The organism is Chromohalobacter sp. HP20-39 (assembly GCF_033052815.1).
GTDB lineage: Bacteria > Pseudomonadota > Gammaproteobacteria > Pseudomonadales > Halomonadaceae > Chromohalobacter.
The window spans coordinates 601180-619815 of sequence record NZ_JAWHTP010000002.1 but is presented as its reverse complement, the minus strand read 5'-3'; the positions used below and the strand labels follow the sequence as shown (position 1 = coordinate 619815).

Below are 18636 nucleotides of genomic sequence, written 5' to 3'. Positions count from 1 at the left end.
AGCAAGTCAGCTACTTGCGCTACCCTTTCACCGCTGGCCACGAAGCCCGTCGCCGGCAGCGGATGCGTACTTTACGGCCCACGCGGACTGAACGCAAGAGGTTTTTTACACGCATGAAACATGGCGTTGCGCCCTACCCCAACGTCACTCGCGCGTAGCGTTTCTTACCCGCCTGGATGACATAGCTCTGACCGGTGGCGAGCATATGATCGCGTGCCACGACATCGCCATCGACCTTGACGCGACCATTGCCCAGCATGTCCTTCGCCTGGGCACTATTGTTGACCAATCCCGAGCGATTAAGCACTGCGGCGATCGGCGCCTGTTCGCCTTCGAAGGCCACCTCAACCTCCGGGAGGTCCTCCGGCAGCTCGCCTTCCGCCAGTTGATTGCCTGCTGACTTATGCGCATTAGCGGCAGCTTCTTCGCCGTGATAACGCCCGATCAATTCGCGTGCCAGCTCCATCTTGATATCACGCGGATTGGCCCCGGCCTCGATCGACTGACGAATCGCTTCGATGTCCTCGTTGGACTTGAGCGACAATAGCTCGAAGTAACGCCACATCAAGCTATCGGGCATCGACACCAGCTTGTTGAACATCACGCCCGGCGTATCGTCGACCCCCACATAGTTGCCCAGCGACTTGGACATCTTCTGCACGCCATCCAGCCCTTCCAGCAGCGGCATGGTCATAACCACCTGCGGCGCCTGGCCGAAATGCTTCTGGATCTCGCGCCCCATCAAGAGGTTGAACTTCTGATCGGTGCCGCCCAGCTCGATGTCGGCCTCGAGTGCCACCGAGTCGTAGCCCTGCACCAGGGGATACAGGAATTCGTGAATCGAGATCGACTGATTGGCCGTATAGCGCTTCTCGAAATCGTCGCGCTCCAGCATGCGTGCCACGGTGGACTGCGCTGCCAACTCGATCATGTCGGCCGCTGAAAGCTGGCTCATCCACTCGGCGTTGAAACGCACTTCCGTCAGTGCTGGGTCGAGGATCTTGAACACCTGCTCTTTATAGGTCTCCGCATTGGCCTTGACCTCCTCCTCGGTCAGCGGCTTGCGGGTCACGTTCTTCCCCGTGGGATCGCCGATACGCCCCGTGAAGTCGCCGATCAAGAAGACGACCTGGTGGCCGAGTTCCTGAAACTGACGCATCTTGGTGAGCAACACGCTATGTCCCAGGTGGAGATCCGGTGCGGTAGGATCGAACCCCGCCTTGATACGCAGCTTACGCCCGGACTCGAGCTTCTTTACCAACTCGTCTTCCAGCAGGATTTCATGGGTGCCACGCTTGAGCAGCGCCAGCGCATCGGCGACGTCGGTCATCGTATCCTTTCTCCGCAAATTAGGGTGACTTGGGCAATAACGTGGGATGTTAGCATGACTCATCGACGGCGGTTGAGCGCCCCCGGCACATGGAGATGAGCATGCCCCTTTATATCGGCCTGATGTCCGGCACCAGCCTGGACGGCATAGACGCTGCCCTTGTGCGTTGCGGTGACGGTCGCCCTGAGTGGCTGGGTGCCACTGGGATAGCCTTTCCCGCCACGTTGCGCGAGGATTTACTGGCCTTATGTCTCGCTCGCGAGACTACCTTCGCGGAGCTGGCACGGCTCGAGACCGCGTTCTGCGAACGCCAAGCCGAGGCGGTCAACCGCCTGCTCGCGGAGACCGACACTTTGCCTGACGACATCGCCGCCATCGGCAGCCACGGACAGACCATCGAACACGCTCCTGAGGGCGTACCGCCGCATACCTACCAGCTCGATAACCCCAGCCTGCTCGCTGAGCTGACCGGCTGCGCGGTGGTCGGCGATTTTCGGCGCCGCGACATGGCCGCCGGAGGACAAGCCGCACCGCTCGCGCCGGCTTTTCATGCCGCGCTGTTCACCGCCCCCGAGCATACGCGCTTGATCCTCAATCTCGGTGGCATCGCCAACCTCACGCGCCTTCCTCCGAGCGGCGACCCCGCCCCCGTGCTCGGCTTCGACACCGGCCCGGCCAATATGCTGATGGATGCCTGGTGTCAGCGCCACCTGGGCCACGCCTACGACGCCGAGGGTGCCTGGGCCGCCGGCGGGCGCGTCGACGAAGCCTTACTCTCGCGCCTCCTCGATGATCCCTACTTCAAACGCCCGCCGCCCAAGAGCACCGGACGTGAGCATTTTCATCTCGACTGGTTGGCGACTCACCTGATGGGTAACGAAGCGCCCCAAGACGTCCAGGCGACGCTCGCCGAACTGACCGCCGCCAGCATCGCTATGGCTATTATCCAAGGCAGCGAGCGTTCGGACGAGGATTGCGATGCACTTATTCCCTGCGGGGGCGGCGCCCACAACGCGGACCTGCTGGCGCGCCTACGCCGGCACGTACCGGAGATCCCGCTGACGCCCTGCGAGCGTTTCGGCTGGTCAGCAGACTGGTTGGAAGCCGGGGCCTTCGCCTGGCTTGCCCATCAACGCCTCGCAGGACACCCCGGCAACCTGCCCGAGGTCACCGGCGCCCGCGGCCCCCGTGTGCTGGGCGGTCTCTATGCGCCATGAAGGCTCACTCATCGTCGCCTTTCAGGGTGAAACGCTCAGCGGCACCGCTGGCCCGCGCCAACTGCGGGCTATCGGCATCGCCGTAATCGATACGTAACCGCAGGTCGTTGGCCGAGTCGGCATGCACCAAGGCCATCTTTTCGCTGATACGTCCTTGCCGATAGAGCGCGTATAGCGCCTGATCGAAGGTCTGCATGCCCTGGTCGTGGGAGCGTTGCATAACCTCCTTGAGGTCGTGAATCGCCCCCTTGCGGATCAGGTCGCTGACCAGCGGCGAACGCAGCATCACCTCGACCGCCGCACAGCGTCCCTCACCGTCCTCGCGCGGCAACAAACGCTGGGCGACGATGGCCTGCAAATTGAGCGACAGGTCCATCCACACTTGTTCGTGGCGCTCGCTGGGGAAGAAATGCTGAATCCGCTCCAGCGCCTGGTTGGCGTTGTTGGCATGCAGCGTCGCCAGACACAGATGACCGGTCTCGGCGAACGTCAACGCATGCTCCATGATCTCGCGCGAGCGAACCTCGCCGATCATGATGACATCGGGCGCCTGACGCAGCGCATTCTTGAGCGCCACTTCGAAGGACTCGGTATCGATGCCCACTTCACGCTGATTGATGATCGCCCGGCCATGCGGGTGAATGTATTCGATGGGGTCTTCGATGCTGATGACATGCCCGCCGGTCGTCTGATTGCGGTGCTGGATCATCGACGCCAGCGTGGTCGACTTGCCGCTGCCCGTACCACCGACGATGAACACCAGACCGCGCTTGCGATTGACCAGTTCGCCCAGAGCCGAGGGCAACGCCAGGCTCGCCAGATCGGGGATATCGAAAGCGATGCGGCGCACGACCATCGCCATCTGGCTACGCTGATAGAAGGCACTCACGCGAAAACGCCCTCTGCCTTGCAAACTGAGCGCGAAGTTGGCCTCGCGCTCGGCCTCGAAACGCTCTCCCACACCCTGGGGCAGTGCCGCTGAGACCAGCTCGCGCACCTGCGACACCGACATCGCCTGCTCACCCAATGTGACCAGCTCGCCGTTGATCTTGAGACTCGGTGGCGCCCCAGTGGAAACCAGCAGGTCGGAGGCCTGCTTGTCGAGCATGATATCCAGCAGTTGCGTCAGCCACTCGTATGGCGTCATCTCGCGTTCTCCTTCGCGACCGTCGATTGGTCCCCGGCTCACACGCCCAGCACACGCCCATCCTTCGCCTTGGCCTGCGCCTCGGCGCGCGAGACGACACCCTGTGCTACCAGACGCGAAAGCGCCGCATCCAGCGTCTGCATGCCCAGACTGCCCCCGGTCTGGATTGAGGAATACATCTGCGCTAGCTTGTTCTCCCGGATCAGATTGCGCACCGCCGCGCTGGCTACCAAGATCTCATGGGCCGCCATGCGCCCGCCGCCTTCGCGCTTGAGCAGCACCTGCGAAATGACCCCTTGCAACGACTCGGACAGCATCGAACGCACCATGCTCTTTTCGTCGCCCGGGAACACATCGATGATGCGGTCCACGGTCTTGGCCGCCGACGTGGTATGCAAGGTGCCGAACACCAAATGCCCGGTTTCAGCGGCGGTCAGCGCCAGGCGGATGGTTTCCAGGTCGCGCAGCTCGCCGACCAGAATCACGTCGGGATCTTCGCGCAGCGCCGAACGCAACGCCGTGGCGAAGCTACGCGTATCGCGATGCAACTCGCGCTGATTGATGAGACTACGCTTGCTGCGATGCACGAACTCCACCGGGTCCTCGATGGTCAGCACATGCTGATAGTAGTTTTCGTTGACGTAGTCGATCATCGCCGCCAAGGTCGTACTCTTGCCCGACCCGGTTGGCCCGGTCACCAGTACCAGCCCGCGCGGCAGCGAGGCCAGGCGACGAAACACCTCGCCCAGGTCCAGGTCATCGAGGGTGAGCACCTCGCTGGGAATGGTGCGAAAGACAGCGCCCGCACCGCGCCCTTGATGGAAGACGTTGACTCGGAAGCGCGCCACGCCCGGCACCTCGAACGAGAAATCATGCTCGAGCGCCTCTTCGTAGTCGCGGCGCTGTTGATCGTTCATGATCGCGTAGATCAACTTGCGGACCTCACGGTCCTCGATCGGCGGCACGTTGAGCCGGCGAATGTCGCCGTCGACGCGAATCATCGGCGGCAATCCGGCGGACAGATGCAGATCGGACGCCTTCTGTTTTGCCGAGAACGCCAGCAATTCGATAATATCCATGCATTTCTCTCGCTCGCGGACAGGGTTTCCCAGTATGCCAGATGTCACCATCGCCGAATCCCTCGAACGCGCTCGCCAGCGTTTGACCCGCGCCCTGGCGGGCGCGGGGCGTAACCGCGAGGACGCCTACCTGTTGGCCGTGAGCAAGACGCAACCTGCAGCGAGTGTGCGTCAGGCCTTTGCTGCGGGGCAGCGCGCATTCGGCGAGAACTATCTTCAGGAAGCGCTCGACAAACAGGCCTCGTTGGACGATCTCGAGGGTATCGTCTGGCATTTCATCGGTCCTTTGCAATCCAACAAGACCCGCGCAGTGGCCGAGCACTTCCAGTGGGTACATACCATCGACCGCGCGCGCATCGCCACACGCCTCGACGCACAGCGTCCGGCAGCGCTGGAACCGCTGGATGTTTGCCTGCAGGTCAACGTCAGCGGCGAAGCCAGCAAATCCGGTGTCTCCCCTGAGGCCTTGCCGGCACTGGCCGACGCCGTGGTGGCGCTGCCGCGCCTGCGGTTACGCGGCTTGATGGCACTGCCTGCACCGAGCGACGATCCGGCGACCCAACGACGCCCCTTCGCCGAACTGCGCGCATTGCTCGAGACACTCCGCCAGCGACATCCCCAGGCGCCCCTGGATACCTTATCGATGGGCATGAGCGGCGATCTCGAGGCCGCCGTCAACGAAGGCGCCACCCTGGTGCGCCTGGGTACCGCCATTTTCGGTCAGCGCACACCGCCTCCTTGATCGCCTTGCCCTAACCCCATTGTTTCGCCGCGAAATTTAAGGAGTCATCATGACAAGCCAAGTGACATTCATCGGCGCCGGTAACATGGCCAGCGCCATCTTCGGCGGCATGATCGAGGGCGGCTATCCCGCCGAGGCCATTACCGCCACCGCACGCAGCGCTCAGACACTCGACGCGCTCGCGTCACGCTACGGCGTCCAGACCACATCCGACAACAACGCGGCCGTCGAACATGCAGACGTCGTAGTTCTGGCCGTCAAGCCACAGGTCATGCGCGATGTCTGCCACGCACTCCGCGACAGCGTGCAGCGTCGGCGGCCACTGATCGTCTCTGTGGCCGCCGGCTTGAGTGCCGAAACGCTGGACACCTGGCTGGGCGGCGACATGGCCGTGATCCGCTGCATGCCCAACACCCCCAGCCTGGTCGGTCAGGGCGCCTCGGGGCTTTACGCCAACGCCCGCGTCAGCGAGGAGCAGAAGCAGCTGGCCACCTCGCTGCTGGAAGCCGTCGGGCTCGTGGAGTGGGTCGCCGACGAGGCGCTTCTCGAAGCGGTTACTGCCGTGTCGGGCAGCGGCCCAGCGTATTTCTTTCTGATCATGGAAGCCCTCGAGGATGCCGGCAAGAAACTCGGCCTGCCCGCCGACAGTGCCCGACGCCTCGCCTTGCAGACTGCTTACGGCGCAGCCAGTATGGCGCGCGAGAGCGAATTCGAGCCTGCCGAGTTGCGCCGCCGCGTGACCTCGCCCAACGGCACCACCGAACGCGCCATCAATAGCTTCGAGGACGACGGTCTACGCCAGATGTTCGAAAACGCGACGCAAGCGTGTGCGACACGCGCCCGTGAACTGGCCGACGAACTGAGCCGCGACTGAATCCCCCTTCACCCATTCGATACGGAGGAGCCCCATGGGCAGCCAAATGGGAAGCGCCGGCTTGATGCTGGTCAACACGCTAGTCAATGTGTATCTGTTCGTCTTGATGCTGCGCTTTCTGCTGCAGTTCTCGCGCGCCGATTATTACAACCCCGTCAGCCAAGCGGTGATCAAGGCCACGCGCCCCGTGGTCGCTCCCTTGCAGCGCATCTTCCGTCCGCGTGGACGTTTCGACCCCGCCTCGCTGGTCGCGGGCTTGTTGCTCAAGGGGATCGTCATCTTCGTGCTGCTCAAGTTCGCAGGCATCGGCATGCCGCCGATTCAAGGCGTACTGGTGGCGGCACTGGCCGGGGTGTTGGGCGCCATTCTCGACATCTACTTCTTTGCTCTGATCATCATGATCATTCTCAGTTGGGTCGCACCGCAGGCCAGTCATCCCGGCGCCATTCTCGTCCATCAACTGGTCGAGCCGATCATGGCGCCGGTGCGCAAAGTCATTCCTCCGCTCGGGATGATCGACCTGTCACCCATCGTGGTGTTCATCGCCATTAGCCTGTTCGATAGCCTCATCGTCGGCGCCCTGACCCGTGCAGCGGGATTGCCCGGCATGCTGGTAGGCTTCTGAACATTCACTACCCTGGCGCCGTCGCGCGCCCCACGCTGGACACGGAAACCGACACACACGATGCCCGACACGCTACCTCCCGACTCGGTCGGTCTGGTCACGCCGCAAACGGCGCACTTCGATACGCCACTGGCACTGGCCGGCGGCAAGACGCTGTCCGACTACTCGCTGGTCTACGAGACGTATGGCACGCTCAACGCCGAGCGCAATAACGCGGTGCTGATCTGCCATGCGCTTTCCGGCCATCACCACGCCGCCGGCTTCCATGATATGGAAGATCGCAAGCCCGGCTGGTGGGACGCCTATATCGGCCCCGGCAAGGCGATCGATACCGAGCGCTTCTTTGTCGTTTCGATCAACAACCTTGGCGGCTGCCACGGCAGTACCGGCCCTGCCTCGATCAACCCCGAGACCCAGCGCGCCTGGGGACCGGCATTCCCGGTTCTGACGGTGGCCGACTGGGTGCATAGCCAGGCACGCCTGGCCGATCGACTGGGCATCGAACGCTTCGCCGCTGTGGTCGGCGGCAGCCTCGGCGGCATGCAGGTGCTGCAATGGACGATGGCATATCCCGAACGCATCGCCAACGCCGTGGTCATCGCCGCCACGCCGCGCCTCTCGGCGCAGAACATCGCCTTCAACGAGGTCGCCCGCCAGGCGATTCGTTCGGATCCCGACTTCCATGACGGTTGGTATGAGGAGCATGGCACAGTCCCCAAGCGCGGGCTCAAGCTGGCCCGCATGATCGGTCATATTACCTATCTTTCCGAACATTCGATGGGGGCCAAGTTCGGCCGCGACCTGCGTACCGATCAGCTCAACTTCGGCTATGACGTGGAATTCCAGGTCGAATCTTATCTGCGCCACCAGGGCGATACGTTTTCCACCAGCTTCGATGCCAATACTTATTTGCTGATGACCAAGGCGCTGGATTATTTCGACCCGGCCGCCCTGCATGGCGGCGATCTGGCGGCGGCGCTGGCACCAGCGCAATGCCCATTCCTGGTGGTCAGCTTCACCACCGACTGGCGCTTCGCACCGCCGCGTTCGCGGGAACTGGTCGACGCTCTGATGCGCGCCGACAAGACCGTCAGCTACGCCAGCATCGACTCACCCCACGGCCACGATGCATTCCTGCTGCCGCATCCGCGTTACGAAGCGGTGTTCGGCGGCTTCATGCGTCGCGTCGCCCGCGACCTGCAGCTCGAGGAGACGACCTGATGCGCGCCGATCTCAAATTGATCCACGACTGGGTGCCGCAAGGCGCGCGCGTGCTCGACCTGGGCTGTGGCGATGGCGCGCTGCTTGCCGCCCTGGCGCGTGACAAGCAGGTCGTCGGCTATGGTCTGGAGATCGACCCCGATGGCATCACCGCTTGCATAGAGCGCGGGGTCAGCGTCATCGAGCAGGACATCGACGACGGCCTGAGCAACGTCGAGGATGACGCCTATGACTTGGTGATCATGACCCAGGCGCTTCAGGCCCTGCAGCGCCCGGACCGCACCCTCGACGAAATGTTGCGCGTAGGCCGGGAATGCATCATCGCCTTCCCCAACTTCGCCTACTGGCGCCACCGCCTCTATCTCGGCATTCAGGGCCGTATGCCGGTGTCCAAGTCGCTGCCCCACGCTTGGTACGACACGCCCAACATCCATCTATCGACGTTTCGCGATTTCGGCCAGCTATGCCGTGACAAAGGCCTGACCATCGTCGATCAACGCGTCGGCAACGGCGATCATGAGCCGCACTGGAGCTCGCGCCTGTGGCCCAACCTGTGCGGGGAAACGGCGATCTTCCGTGTCACCCGCGCCTCACGCTGACTCAGACGCTTGGCGGCTGTCGCTCGAGATCCACCGCCAGCCGCCGGGTCAACATGGCCTGGCAAGGTACGCCGGCCGTGTCCCGGGTGACGCCGACGCCATATGCCAGTACTTCGACCCCCTGGACGGCGACGCGACGTAGCGTCTCTGCATAAGCCGGATCGAGGTGCGCAGCGGGCGCCACAGCATCGATCCCGGTGTGCGCCACGCAAAACAGGAGCACCGCGCGCTCGCCCAATGCGACCCGCGCCGCCAGTGCCTCCAGATGCCGCCGACCACGCTCGCTGACCGAGTCGGGGAAATAGCCATGGCCGTCGTCTTCACGCAGCGTGACCTGCTTGACTTCAACATGGGTCGTTTGCCGGGCATCGGTGAGGCGAAAATCGAGCCGTGCGCCTTCGACCTTCGCTTCCCGCTTGAGTGCCGCATACCCCGCCAGCTCGGCGACACGCCCGGTACACAGGGCTTCCTCGACCCACGCATTGGCGCGCCCGGTGTGCACCGATACCAGGGCCGGTGCTGCACCGGGCATGGGCAGCTCGATCCACTCCCAGGTCCAGGCTAGCTTGCGCGCGGGATTACGACTCGGCGAGAGCCAGACGCGACACCCCGGGACGTTGACCGCGCGCATGGAGCCGGTATTAGGACAATGTGCGACTACCTCTTCGCCCGATGCCAAGCGCACATCGGCTAGAAAGCGCTTGTAACGGCGGACCAGGATGCCAGATCTCAGTTGCGTGTATTCCATCGCCCCCTCTTGGATACTGGATATGTCCCATCGAGGGACAAAAAATCACATTCTCGCCAGAGTCGTCGCGTGAGCGCCTGATGCGCGCGCTCCAGCGCCTGATCGGGATCGGAAGAGATCATTTTATCGCCGAGAATGGTTGCAAAGTCTGCGCTTTTCCGCTAAATAAGCAAGGCTTCGGGCGGGCGCCCAAGCCCTACCCTGGCCAGGCATCGGCCCAAGTCACTTGCGTAATGAGGCAGTCCCATGCCAGTAGCGGAAATCAAAACGGAAGCGCCAGAAAAATTCACCCCGTACGAGCCGGCGCCGGGTGAAGAATACATGAACGAGCAGCAGCTCGCGCACTTCCGCCAAATCCTGCTCATCTGGAAACAGGAGCTCATGGAAGAGGTGGATCGCACGGTGCGCCACCTGCAGGAAGAGGCCAACAACTTCGCCGACCCGGCCGACCGGGCCACCCAGGAAGAAGGCTTCAACCTGGAGTTGCGCACCCGTGACCGTGAGCGCAAGCTGCTCAAGAAAATCAACGAGACCATCGAAAATATCGATGAGGACGACTATGGCTTCTGTGAAGCCTGCGGCGTCGAGATCGGCATTCGCCGCCTCGAGGCTCGCCCCACCGCCACGCTCTGCGTCGACTGCAAGACGCTGGCGGAGCTCAAGGAAAAGCAACTCGGCGGTTGATGCCGTCCCTGAACACTCTATCGACGGGCACCCTCGGGTGCCCGTTTGTCATTGCGCAGGTCACGTCAGTCATGTCGTATATCGGTCGTTTCGCACCGACACCTTCGGGGCCCCTCCATCTGGGCTCCCTGATCGCGGCCCTGGCAAGCTTTCTCGACGCACGCCACGCCCAGGGGCGCTGGCTCGTGCGTATCGAGGATATCGACCCGCCACGCTGCCCCGCAGGCACCGCCAATACCATTCTCCGACAGTTGGAGGCCTTCGGCCTGACCTGGGATGGCAGCGTGCACTATCAGAGCGAGCGTCACGCGGACTACCAAGCAGCACTCGAGCGTCTCGTTGAGCGGGGACTTGCCTATCCATGCAGCTGTTCGCGCAAGGAATGGCGCAGGCACGCTATCTATCCTGGCTGGTGCCGGCAAGGGCCCCTGCATCCCGAACGCCCCCTGGCCTGGCGGCTACGTAGCGACCTCGGTACGCGCCCCATCGAATGGGAAGACCGGCGCCTGGGTCACCAATGCTTCGACCCCGCCGAACTGGGCGATGTAGTCCTCAAGCGCAAGGATGACTTCTGGGCCTATCAGCTCGCGGTGGTCGTCGATGACGCCGATCAAGGCGTGTCCGACGTGGTGCGCGGCGCCGACCTGCTCGACAACACTCCCTGGCAGCGTCAGTTGCAGGACGCACTGGACTTCCCGGCGCCACGCTATTTGCACCTTCCTCTGGTACTCGGCGACAACGGCCAGAAGCTCTCCAAGCAGAATCTCGCCCCAGCCCTTCCCACCGATACGCCCGGCATTCGCCACACCCTGCACCACGCCTTGCAGCGACTCGGCCAACAGCCACCTTGCGCGATGTCGCACGCTCGCGTGGCCGACCAACTCGACGCGGCCATCAACGCCTGGAACCCCGAACGCTTGCGTCACATCACGACAGGCGCACCCTGATAGCGTCTAACATCGCTGCGGGTCGATCTTCGGGCGACATCCTTATCATGCCATGGTCGCACGCCCCGTGGCTTGATTCGTCCAGCCGGCAGGCGTCAGGATACAAACCCAGCGAGCGCCGCCAGAGCCGACGTTCGGCCACTCCCCATGCATTCACGCGACCATGAGGCCCATGAGCCGAATTCTGATCGTCGAAAACGAAGCTACCCCCCGCCAGGCCCTGAAGGAACTCCTCGAGCGCCAGGCGTACCGCGTCGCGACCGCTGCGTCGCTCGACGCCGCCCAAGTACTGGCCCCGCAGACGTTCGACCTGGTGGTCTGCGACCTACGACTGGCGGGAGAAGACGGCACACAGATGCTCGCGCTGAGTGCCCCGACCCCAGTGCTGGTCATGACCGACCACGCCAGCCTGCGCAAGGCCGTGATCGCACTCAAGGAAGGCGCCGTCGACTGTATTGCCAAGCCCGTCGATGACGATGACGTCCTGGCGACCGTGTCACGTGTGCTGTCACGCCCGACGCCCAAGGAAACCGCCACTCCCAGCGGTGTTCCTCGCGGCATGATCGGCGAATGCGTCGCCATGCAACGTGTCTACGAACGCATTCGCAAGACGGCTCCGGCCGACGTCACCGTGCTGGTACAGGGCGAATCGGGCACCGGCAAGGAACTGGTCGCGCGCGCCCTGCATCGCCAGAGCCGCCGCACCAAGGCACCGCTGATCTGCGTCAACTGCGCCGCGATCCCCGAAACCCTGATCGAATCCGAACTCTTCGGTCATGAAAAGGGCGCCTTCACAGGGGCTAACAGTGCACGCACAGGCCTGGTCGAAGCCGCCGATGGCGGTACGCTCTTTCTCGACGAGATCGGCGAGCTGCCCCTGGATGCTCAGGCGCGACTGCTACGGGTACTGCAGGAAGGCGAGATTCGGCGTATCGGCTCGGTGGAAACGCGTTACGTCGATGTGCGCCTGATCGCGGCGACGCATCGCGATCTGCACTCTCTGTCACGCAGCGGCGAATTCAGGCTCGACCTCTACTATCGCCTCAATGTCATGCAGATCGAATTGCCACCGCTTCGCGAACGCGACGACGATATCCTCACCATTGCTCAGGTTCTGCTCGAGCGTGCTTGCACCCGCCATGCACGCCCGGGATTGCGCTTATCGCGTGCCGCTCGCCACGACATCCTGGGCTATGCATGGCCCGGTAACGTGCGCGAGCTGGAAAATGCCCTGGAACGCGGCGTCATTCTCGCCGAGGGTCACCTCATTCACCACGACGATCTCGGCCTCCCACTGGAACGCCGACAGGAACCGGGCGCCGCACTGTCCGACGCCCCCGAGGAGGACGATGCACCCGACGACGACCTGTCCCTGGAAGATTACTTCCAGCATTTCGTCCTCGAGCATCAAGCGCAGATGAGTGAAACCGAATTGGCCCAGAAGCTGGGCATCAGCCGCAAATGCCTGTGGGAACGCCGCCAACGGCTGGGTATCCCACGCAAGAAGAACGCTCGCCGTCCGGCGTGATACGCCCCAATGCCGCTTTCGAACACTTTTCTGCCCTTATCGCGACTATGGTCTAAGCGCATCCTTCAGACTTTTTAGAGACCCTATGCGCCATTGAGAAGAGGCGGCTGCACCAGTTGTTACCATCCCACACAAGGAATGCCCCGTTATGCGGCAACTTCGGTAACACCACACGCTTTCTACACGCCAGGAACTTTCAGTAACAACCACAACACATTGATTTAAAAATAAAAAACACACAGTGGCATGGCCACTGCAATATATAGATCAAGAAAAACAACAACCGGACGCCTGTGGCGCACGAACAACCACAACAACGTATGCCCAGGTGCTCAGCCCGGCATCGGCAACAACAAACACAACACCGCCGGACTGGAACATCGCAAGCGAATCGCCAACAACAATAAACGAGACGCAACGCGAGCCGACCACCAACAATAACAAGCTGGCCGGAATCCGGAACCGAACCAGGACGCGACGCTTCACGCGAGGCCCAACAAGAACAACGCCCTCGCCCGGAGCATCCCGACAACAACAACAAGACGTCGGGAGAAACGATGTCGTCGTGGTTGGATTATTGTTTTGAATACGAGGTGGTCACCACGCGGGAAGAGCCACAACAATAAGAACACTGCTTGCCTGCCGGATCCCATTGGTGACTGTGGTGCGTATTCAAGGCGATGCGCCATCACGAAGAAGAAATAGCAGCAAGGACGTTGCATAGCATATCTTAGGGGGAGGCCCATCGGGTCTCCCCTTTCTAATGTGATGCATTGCACGCCGATCTCCGATAGTCTGCTCCCGTTCCCCCGAACGCCACATTCTTTGCAAGCCAGGGAGTGTCGGCTTACACTAAGCCACTTCGCTTTCCGCGAGTCGTTAACGACGCATGTTCAAAGGATTTACCCGCTTTCTCCAACGCCCCGGTGAACGTTTGAAGACCCTGTTTGGCGCCCAAGAGTCCTCCGGTCCTTCCACGCCCACGCTGCGCGTTATTCCACGCGACCAGCACGACGTATCACGGCGTTTATTCAGCGACAGTGCTCTCAAAGTGCTATATCGCTTGCACAACGCCGGCCATGAGGCTTACCTGGTGGGCGGCTGTGTACGTGACTCCCTGTTGGGCGAAACCCCAAAGGACTTCGATATCGCCACCGACGCCACGCCGGAAGAGGTGCGCACACTGTTTCGCAACTCCCGGATCATCGGGCGCCGCTTCCGTATCGTTCACGTGCGCTTCGGCCGCGAAATCATCGAGGTCACGACCTTTCGTGGACGACCCGACGAGGATCACGACACGACGCATTCCCAGCAATCCGACGACGGTTTACTGCTGCGCGACAACGTCTGGGGCACCATCGAGGAAGACGCACTACGTCGCGACTTCACGGTCAACGCGCTGTACTACAACATCGCCGACTTCTCGATACACGACTGGGCCGACGGCGTGCGCGATCTCGAAGCCCGCACCCTGCGCTTGATCGGCAATCCTGAGGTACGCTACCGCGAGGATCCGGTGCGCATGTTGCGTGCCGTGCGTTTCGCCGCCAAGTTGGACTTCGACATCGAGCCGCGCACCGAGACCCCGATTCTCGAATTGGCGCCCTTGTTGTTGCAGATCCCCCCAGCACGCCTGTTCGAGGAGGTGCTCAAGCTCTTCCTCTCCGGGCAAGCATTGCGCACCTTCGAGTTACTCCGCGAGTACGGCCTGTTCGCCATGCTGTTCCCGGAGGCGGAAGAGGCCATCGCAGAACGCGCGTGGGCAAAGCCGCTGATCGAGCAGGCCTTGATCAACACCGACAGGCGCATCCAAGAAGAACGCCCCGTCACGCCAGCATTTCTGTATGGCGCCATGCTGTGGCCCGGGATGCGTCTACGCGCCGAAGGCCTCGAGCGCGACGGCATGCCGCCGATCCCTGCACAACAGACCGCCTCGCAGCAAAGTATCTCTCGGCAGTTGCAACACACCTCGATCCCCAAGCGTTTCAGCATGCCGATGCGCGAAATCTGGGACCTTCAGCAACGCCTACCTCAGCGTCGTGGCAAACGCGCCTTCCAAACCCTGGAGCATACCCGTTTCCGCGCCGCTTATGACTTTCTCTTGCTGCGAGAAAGCGCCGGTGAGATCGACCCCGGACTCGGCGACTGGTGGACGGCTTTCCAGGAAGGCGACGACCACGAGCAGGCACGCCTGATCGCCAAGACCAGTGGTTCCCCGGCCGGCACTTCCGATCGCCCCAAGCGCCGTCGGCGGCGGCGGCGCAACCCGCCTTCCGGGAATGGCAATAATGGCAATGACGGGCGCCAGGAGTGACCGCGTAGCGGCCTATATCGGCCTGGGCAGTAATCTGGACGGGCCGCGCGAGCATGTCTCGCGTGCCCTGAACGAACTCGATGCCCTGCCGCTGACCCACTTGGCGGGGCATTCCTCCCTGTATGCCTCAGCGCCAGTGGGTCCCCAGGATCAACCCGACTTCGTCAATGCCGTTGCCCGCGTATTCACGCGACTCTCGCCGCTAGCGTTGCTCGATCAACTGCAGGCACTCGAGCAACGCCATCGCCGGGTGCGCCAACGCCATTGGGGACCGCGCACGTTGGATCTCGACCTCTTGCTCTACGCGAATCTCGAATGGCGAACGCCTCGCCTGACACTTCCCCATCCGGCCATGCGAGAGCGTTCCTTCGTGATCGTTCCCCTGGCGGAGCTCGCCCCCGAGGTGGCACTTGCAGGCGAGACCAGCGCCAACCTGGCGACGCACCATGATGATGCAGACCTGTACCGTCTTCTCCCCTAAAAGTCGAGTTGCAGCCAATTTGTTACCGATCCACACTCTCGCCACCCTGAAGTAACATTTGCGGTAACATTTCTCCTAGGCCCCCGCGGGCCGCCACAGCATGGAATGTCTCATGAAAACCGTCACCTTGAGCCACCTCAATGCCTTCAAGCGTGCCAGCGAACCGTTCAGTTGCCTGACGGCCTACGATGCTTCGTTCGCGCAGCATGCGGGCGCCGCCGGCATCGATGTGCTGCTGGTGGGAGATTCGCTGGGCATGGTGCTGCAGGGTCATGCCAGCACGATTCCCGTGACCCTCGACGACATCCTCTATCACACACGTTGTGTGGCGCGCGGCAAGCAGCGTAGCCTATTGATGGTCGATCTACCCTTCATGAGCAACGCCGACACGCACCAAGTGCTGCATGATGCCGGCGCCCTGATGCGAGCCGGTGCCGAGCTCGTCAAGATCGAAGGCGCGGGCTGGATGCACGATGATGTGCGCGCCCTCACACGGCGAGGCGTGCCGGTATGCGCGCATCTCGGGCTGACACCGCAGAGCGTGCATCAGTTCGGCGGCTACAAGGTGCAAGGCCGCGAACAGGATGACGCTCAGCGCATCGTCGACGACGCCCGCTTGCTGGTCGATGCCGGTGCCTCGGTGATCCTGCTCGAGTGCGTGCCCGCCTCACTGGGCCGGGCCGTGCGCGATGCAGTGGAAGTTCCGGTCATCGGGATCGGCGCAGGCCCCGACGTGGATGGCCAGATATTGGTCATGCATGACATCCTCGGCGTGACCGGGCGGCCACCACGTTTCACCAAGAACTTCCTGACCGGCCAAGACAGCATTCAGGCCGCGTTCGCGGCCTACAACGACGCCGTCAAGACACGCCAGTTCCCCGCCGAGGAGCATTGTTTTTGATGTTGACGCTGCATGACATCGCCGAATTGCGTGCCCACCTGAATCCCCAACGCCGCGACGGGCAGCGCATCGCCCTGGTACCGACCATGGGCAATCTGCACGCCGGGCATTTGGCTCTGGTCGACGCCGCGCGCCGTGACGCCGACGTGGTGGTCACCAGCATCTTCGTCAATCCCCTGCAGTTCGGAGCCGGCGAGGACTTCGAGCGCTATCCGCGAACGCTCGAGGCCGATACCCAAGCGCTGGCGAGCCACGGCTGCGATATCGTCTTCGCCCCCAGTGCCGAGATGCTTTATCCCCAGGGCCGCGACCATCACACTCAGGTCAGTGTGCCTCAGGTGTCGGAAGGACTGTGCGGCGCCAACCGGCCCGGGCATTTCACCGGCGTAGCCACGGTCGTCAGCCTGCTCTTTCATCTCGTGCAGCCCGATATCGCCTACTTCGGGCGCAAGGATTACCAGCAATTGACGGTAATCCGCAAAATGGTCGCGGACCTGCATTTCCCGATCGACATCGTCGGCGTGCCCACCCAACGGGCCGCAGACGGCCTGGCGCTCTCCTCACGCAACGCGTATCTGAGCACCGCGGAGCGCCAGCGCGCGCCCGCACTGTACCGCACCCTGTGCCAGGTGCGTGACGCACTGCAAGGCGGCGAACTCCCGGCCTCGGCGCTGCGTGAGGGACTGGCGAGTCTCGCGGCGGCGGGCTTCAAACCCGATTACCTGGAGTTGCGTTGCGCCTGGGACCTGGGGCCGGTTGCGCTGGATACCCATGAAGCGATTCTTCTCGTCGCCGCGCATCTCGGCACCACCCGCTTGATCGACAATCTCCCGGTCAACTTGCCGCGCTGATCAGTCGCCTGATCTTCGTCACATTATGTCGGTATACCGACGGTCTACACCTATTACCCGATTGTCGCGCAGCACCGGACTCGCCTATTCTGAGTGTATCGCCCCTCTAGGCTGATAGGAGACTCTCATGGAAGACGTGGTGATCGTAGCGGCACGGCGCACCGCCATTGGCAGTTTCGGCGGCGCCCTCGCCAGCCTCCCCGCGACCCAGCTCGGCGCCACGGTCATCGCGGACTTGCTCGCGCATACCGGCGTGGCGCCCGAACAGGTCGATGAGGTTCTGCTCGGTCAGGTGCTGGCCGCCGGATGTGGTCAGAACCCTGCCCGCCAAGCGGCCATAAACGCCGGGCTTCCCTCCGCCGTACCGGCGATGACCATCAACAAGGTCTGCGGCTCCGGCCTCAAGGCACTGCATTTGGCCACACAGGCCATCCGCTGTGGCGACGCCGAGTTGATCATTGCCGGTGGCCAAGAGAACATGTCGCTGTCCCCACACGTGCTGCCGAACTCGCGTACCGGCCAACGCATGGGCGACTGGACGGCTGTGGACACGATGATCCGCGACGGCCTGTGGGACGCCTTCAACGATATTCACATGGGCATTACCGCCGAGAACCTTGCCGCCAAATACGCCATCACCCGCGAGGATATGGACGCCTTTGCCGCCGCATCGCAACAAAAGGCGGCTGCAGCCATCGAGGAAGGCCGTTTCGCCGGACAAATCGTGCCGGTCGAGATCCCTCAGCGCAAAGGCGATCCGCTCCATGTCACTACCGACGAAGGACCTCGCGCGGGCGTGACCGCCGAACAGCTCGCCGGCATGCGCCCCGCCTTCAAGCGCGATGGCACCGTCACTGCCGGCAATGCCTCCTCGCTCAACGACGGCGCTGCCGTGACCATGCTCTGCTCGGCAAAGAAAGCGAAAGCCCTGGGGCTGGAGCCTCTCGCGGTGATCAAGGCCTATGCCAATGCCGGGGTCGACCCGGCGATCATGGGCATCGGTCCCGCCCCTGCTACGCGGCGGTGTCTGGAACGCGCGGGTTGGTCACTCGACGAGCTGGACCTGATCGAAGCCAACGAGGCTTTCGCCGCCCAGGCGCTCGCCGTCAACAAGGAGCTCGGCTGGGATCCAGCCAAGATCAATGTCAATGGCGGCGCCATCGCGCTGGGACACCCCATCGGCGCCTCCGGCTGCCGCATCCTGGTGACATTGCTGCACGAGATGATTGCCCGCGACGCCAAGAAGGGGCTGGCGACGCTGTGCATCGGCGGAGGACAAGGCGTGGCGCTGGCCATCGAGCGCTGACGCGCCAGCTCGAAGCTCGACGCGCCCCGGGATTGACTCTCG

Annotated in this window: 19 protein-coding genes; 14 read left to right on the top strand and 5 right to left on the bottom strand. The window is 62.8% G+C overall.

What is annotated here, in order from left to right; all coding sequences use genetic code 11:
• Window positions 1-133: 133 nt before the first annotated feature.
• Window positions 134-1330, bottom strand: a complete 1197-nt coding sequence (gene tyrS, locus RVY79_RS06430) for a tyrosine--tRNA ligase (RefSeq protein ID WP_317463226.1) — start codon at window positions 1328-1330, stop codon at window positions 134-136.
• 101 nt (window positions 1331-1431) lie between these two features.
• Between tyrS and RVY79_RS06425 the strand changes: the two genes are divergently transcribed.
• Complete coding sequence (locus RVY79_RS06425; RefSeq protein ID WP_317463225.1) at window positions 1432-2547, top strand: anhydro-N-acetylmuramic acid kinase; 1116 nt, start codon at window positions 1432-1434, stop codon at window positions 2545-2547.
• Window positions 2548-2551: 4 nt separating this feature from the next.
• On the opposite strand, the gene RVY79_RS06420 is transcribed toward RVY79_RS06425, so the two are convergent.
• Complete coding sequence (locus tag RVY79_RS06420) at window positions 2552-3694, bottom strand: PilT/PilU family type 4a pilus ATPase (RefSeq protein WP_317463224.1); 1143 nt, start codon at window positions 3692-3694, stop codon at window positions 2552-2554.
• Between the two features lie 38 nt (window positions 3695-3732).
• On the bottom strand, window positions 3733-4773 hold the full coding sequence (locus tag RVY79_RS06415; protein ID WP_317463223.1) for a type IV pilus twitching motility protein PilT: 1041 nt from the start codon (window positions 4771-4773) through the stop codon (window positions 3733-3735).
• A gap of 34 nt (window positions 4774-4807) precedes the next feature.
• Here RVY79_RS06415 and RVY79_RS06410 point away from each other — a divergent pair, with 34 nt between their 5' ends.
• From RVY79_RS06410 to metW, 5 genes are read left to right on the top strand one after another with little or no spacing between them, the layout of a single operon-like run.
• On the top strand, window positions 4808-5515 hold the full coding sequence (locus tag RVY79_RS06410) for a YggS family pyridoxal phosphate-dependent enzyme (protein ID WP_317463222.1): 708 nt from the start codon (window positions 4808-4810) through the stop codon (window positions 5513-5515).
• A gap of 49 nt (window positions 5516-5564) precedes the next feature.
• Window positions 5565-6389 (top strand): pyrroline-5-carboxylate reductase, encoded by an 825-nt coding sequence (gene proC, locus RVY79_RS06405; RefSeq protein WP_317463221.1) that lies wholly within the window; start codon window positions 5565-5567, stop codon window positions 6387-6389.
• 34 nt (window positions 6390-6423) lie between these two features.
• Window positions 6424-7014, top strand: coding sequence for a YggT family protein (locus tag RVY79_RS06400; RefSeq protein WP_317463219.1), 591 nt, complete (start codon window positions 6424-6426; stop codon window positions 7012-7014).
• Between the two features lie 60 nt (window positions 7015-7074).
• Window positions 7075-8235, top strand: a complete 1161-nt coding sequence (locus RVY79_RS06395) for a homoserine O-succinyltransferase MetX (protein WP_317463218.1) — start codon at window positions 7075-7077, stop codon at window positions 8233-8235.
• Entirely contained in the window at window positions 8235-8834 is a 600-nt protein-coding gene (gene metW / locus RVY79_RS06390) for a methionine biosynthesis protein MetW (protein ID WP_317463217.1), read from the top strand. The genes RVY79_RS06395 and metW overlap by 1 nt, the downstream gene beginning before the upstream one ends.
• Window position 8835: 1 nt before the next feature.
• On the opposite strand, the gene sfsA is transcribed toward metW, so the two are convergent.
• Window positions 8836-9582 (bottom strand): DNA/RNA nuclease SfsA, encoded by a 747-nt coding sequence (gene sfsA, locus RVY79_RS06385; protein ID WP_317463216.1) that lies wholly within the window; start codon window positions 9580-9582, stop codon window positions 8836-8838.
• A gap of 246 nt (window positions 9583-9828) precedes the next feature.
• On the opposite strand from sfsA, the gene dksA reads away from it, so the two are divergent.
• The 3 genes from dksA (at window position 9829) to RVY79_RS06370 (ending at window position 12741) form a co-directional block, all read left to right on the top strand.
• Window positions 9829-10266: an RNA polymerase-binding protein DksA gene (dksA, locus tag RVY79_RS06380; protein WP_317463215.1), complete on the top strand. Its 438-nt coding sequence runs from the start codon at window positions 9829-9831 to the stop codon at window positions 10264-10266.
• Between the two features lie 71 nt (window positions 10267-10337).
• On the top strand, window positions 10338-11213 hold the full coding sequence (gene gluQRS / locus RVY79_RS06375; protein WP_317463214.1) for a tRNA glutamyl-Q(34) synthetase GluQRS: 876 nt from the start codon (window positions 10338-10340) through the stop codon (window positions 11211-11213).
• 172 nt (window positions 11214-11385) lie between these two features.
• Window positions 11386-12741 carry a sigma-54 dependent transcriptional regulator gene (locus RVY79_RS06370; protein ID WP_317463213.1) on the top strand — a complete coding sequence of 452 codons (1356 nt, stop codon included), beginning with the start codon at window positions 11386-11388 and terminating at the stop codon, window positions 12739-12741.
• 267 nt (window positions 12742-13008) lie between these two features.
• Here the strand turns inward: RVY79_RS06370 and RVY79_RS06365 are convergent, their stop codons facing one another.
• Complete coding sequence (locus RVY79_RS06365; protein WP_317463211.1) at window positions 13009-13227, bottom strand: hypothetical protein; 219 nt, start codon at window positions 13225-13227, stop codon at window positions 13009-13011.
• 403 nt (window positions 13228-13630) lie between these two features.
• Between RVY79_RS06365 and pcnB the strand changes: the two genes are divergently transcribed.
• The 5 genes from pcnB to RVY79_RS06340 all read left to right on the top strand — a co-directional run bounded on the left by pcnB (window position 13631) and on the right by RVY79_RS06340 (window position 18594).
• Entirely contained in the window at window positions 13631-15055 is a 1425-nt protein-coding gene (pcnB, locus tag RVY79_RS06360; protein ID WP_317463210.1) for a polynucleotide adenylyltransferase PcnB, read from the top strand.
• The gene (gene folK, locus RVY79_RS06355) at window positions 15030-15536 is read left to right on the top strand and encodes a 2-amino-4-hydroxy-6-hydroxymethyldihydropteridine diphosphokinase (RefSeq protein ID WP_317463209.1); all 507 of its coding nucleotides are present in this window, start codon (window positions 15030-15032) and stop codon (window positions 15534-15536) included. The genes pcnB and folK overlap by 26 nt, the downstream gene beginning before the upstream one ends.
• Before the next feature lie 112 nt (window positions 15537-15648).
• On the top strand, window positions 15649-16437 hold the full coding sequence (gene panB / locus RVY79_RS06350) for a 3-methyl-2-oxobutanoate hydroxymethyltransferase (RefSeq protein ID WP_317463208.1): 789 nt from the start codon (window positions 15649-15651) through the stop codon (window positions 16435-16437).
• A complete protein-coding gene (gene panC, locus RVY79_RS06345; protein WP_317463207.1) occupies window positions 16437-17288 on the top strand; it encodes a pantoate--beta-alanine ligase in 852 nt (283 codons plus the stop codon). The genes panB and panC overlap by 1 nt, the downstream gene beginning before the upstream one ends.
• 127 nt (window positions 17289-17415) lie before the next feature.
• Window positions 17416-18594 (top strand): acetyl-CoA C-acetyltransferase, encoded by a 1179-nt coding sequence (locus tag RVY79_RS06340; RefSeq protein ID WP_317463206.1) that lies wholly within the window; start codon window positions 17416-17418, stop codon window positions 18592-18594.
• Window positions 18595-18636 lie beyond the last annotated feature (42 nt).

Coding starts and splice junctions, on each gene's coding strand:
- RVY79_RS06370 (WP_317463213.1), top strand. CDS start 11,386: ATGAGCCGAATTCTGATCGTCGAAAACGAAGCTACCCCCCGCCAGGCC.
- RVY79_RS06400 (WP_317463219.1), top strand. CDS start 6,424: ATGGGCAGCCAAATGGGAAGCGCCGGCTTGATGCTGGTCAACACGCTA.
- RVY79_RS06395 (WP_317463218.1), top strand. CDS start 7,075: ATGCCCGACACGCTACCTCCCGACTCGGTCGGTCTGGTCACGCCGCAA.
- pcnB (WP_317463210.1), top strand. CDS start 13,631: ATGTTCAAAGGATTTACCCGCTTTCTCCAACGCCCCGGTGAACGTTTG.
- proC (WP_317463221.1), top strand. CDS start 5,565: ATGACAAGCCAAGTGACATTCATCGGCGCCGGTAACATGGCCAGCGCC.
- dksA (WP_317463215.1), top strand. CDS start 9,829: ATGCCAGTAGCGGAAATCAAAACGGAAGCGCCAGAAAAATTCACCCCG.
- RVY79_RS06425 (WP_317463225.1), top strand. CDS start 1,432: ATGCCCCTTTATATCGGCCTGATGTCCGGCACCAGCCTGGACGGCATA.
- tyrS (WP_317463226.1), bottom strand. CDS start 1,330: ATGACCGACGTCGCCGATGCGCTGGCGCTGCTCAAGCGTGGCACCCAT.
- sfsA (WP_317463216.1), bottom strand. CDS start 9,582: ATGGAATACACGCAACTGAGATCTGGCATCCTGGTCCGCCGTTACAAG.
- RVY79_RS06420 (WP_317463224.1), bottom strand. CDS start 3,694: ATGACGCCATACGAGTGGCTGACGCAACTGCTGGATATCATGCTCGAC.
- panB (WP_317463208.1), top strand. CDS start 15,649: ATGAAAACCGTCACCTTGAGCCACCTCAATGCCTTCAAGCGTGCCAGC.
- gluQRS (WP_317463214.1), top strand. CDS start 10,338: ATGTCGTATATCGGTCGTTTCGCACCGACACCTTCGGGGCCCCTCCAT.
- RVY79_RS06410 (WP_317463222.1), top strand. CDS start 4,808: ATGCCAGATGTCACCATCGCCGAATCCCTCGAACGCGCTCGCCAGCGT.
- RVY79_RS06415 (WP_317463223.1), bottom strand. CDS start 4,773: ATGGATATTATCGAATTGCTGGCGTTCTCGGCAAAACAGAAGGCGTCC.
- metW (WP_317463217.1), top strand. CDS start 8,235: ATGCGCGCCGATCTCAAATTGATCCACGACTGGGTGCCGCAAGGCGCG.
- folK (WP_317463209.1), top strand. CDS start 15,030: ATGGCAATGACGGGCGCCAGGAGTGACCGCGTAGCGGCCTATATCGGC.
- panC (WP_317463207.1), top strand. CDS start 16,437: ATGTTGACGCTGCATGACATCGCCGAATTGCGTGCCCACCTGAATCCC.
- RVY79_RS06340 (WP_317463206.1), top strand. CDS start 17,416: ATGGAAGACGTGGTGATCGTAGCGGCACGGCGCACCGCCATTGGCAGT.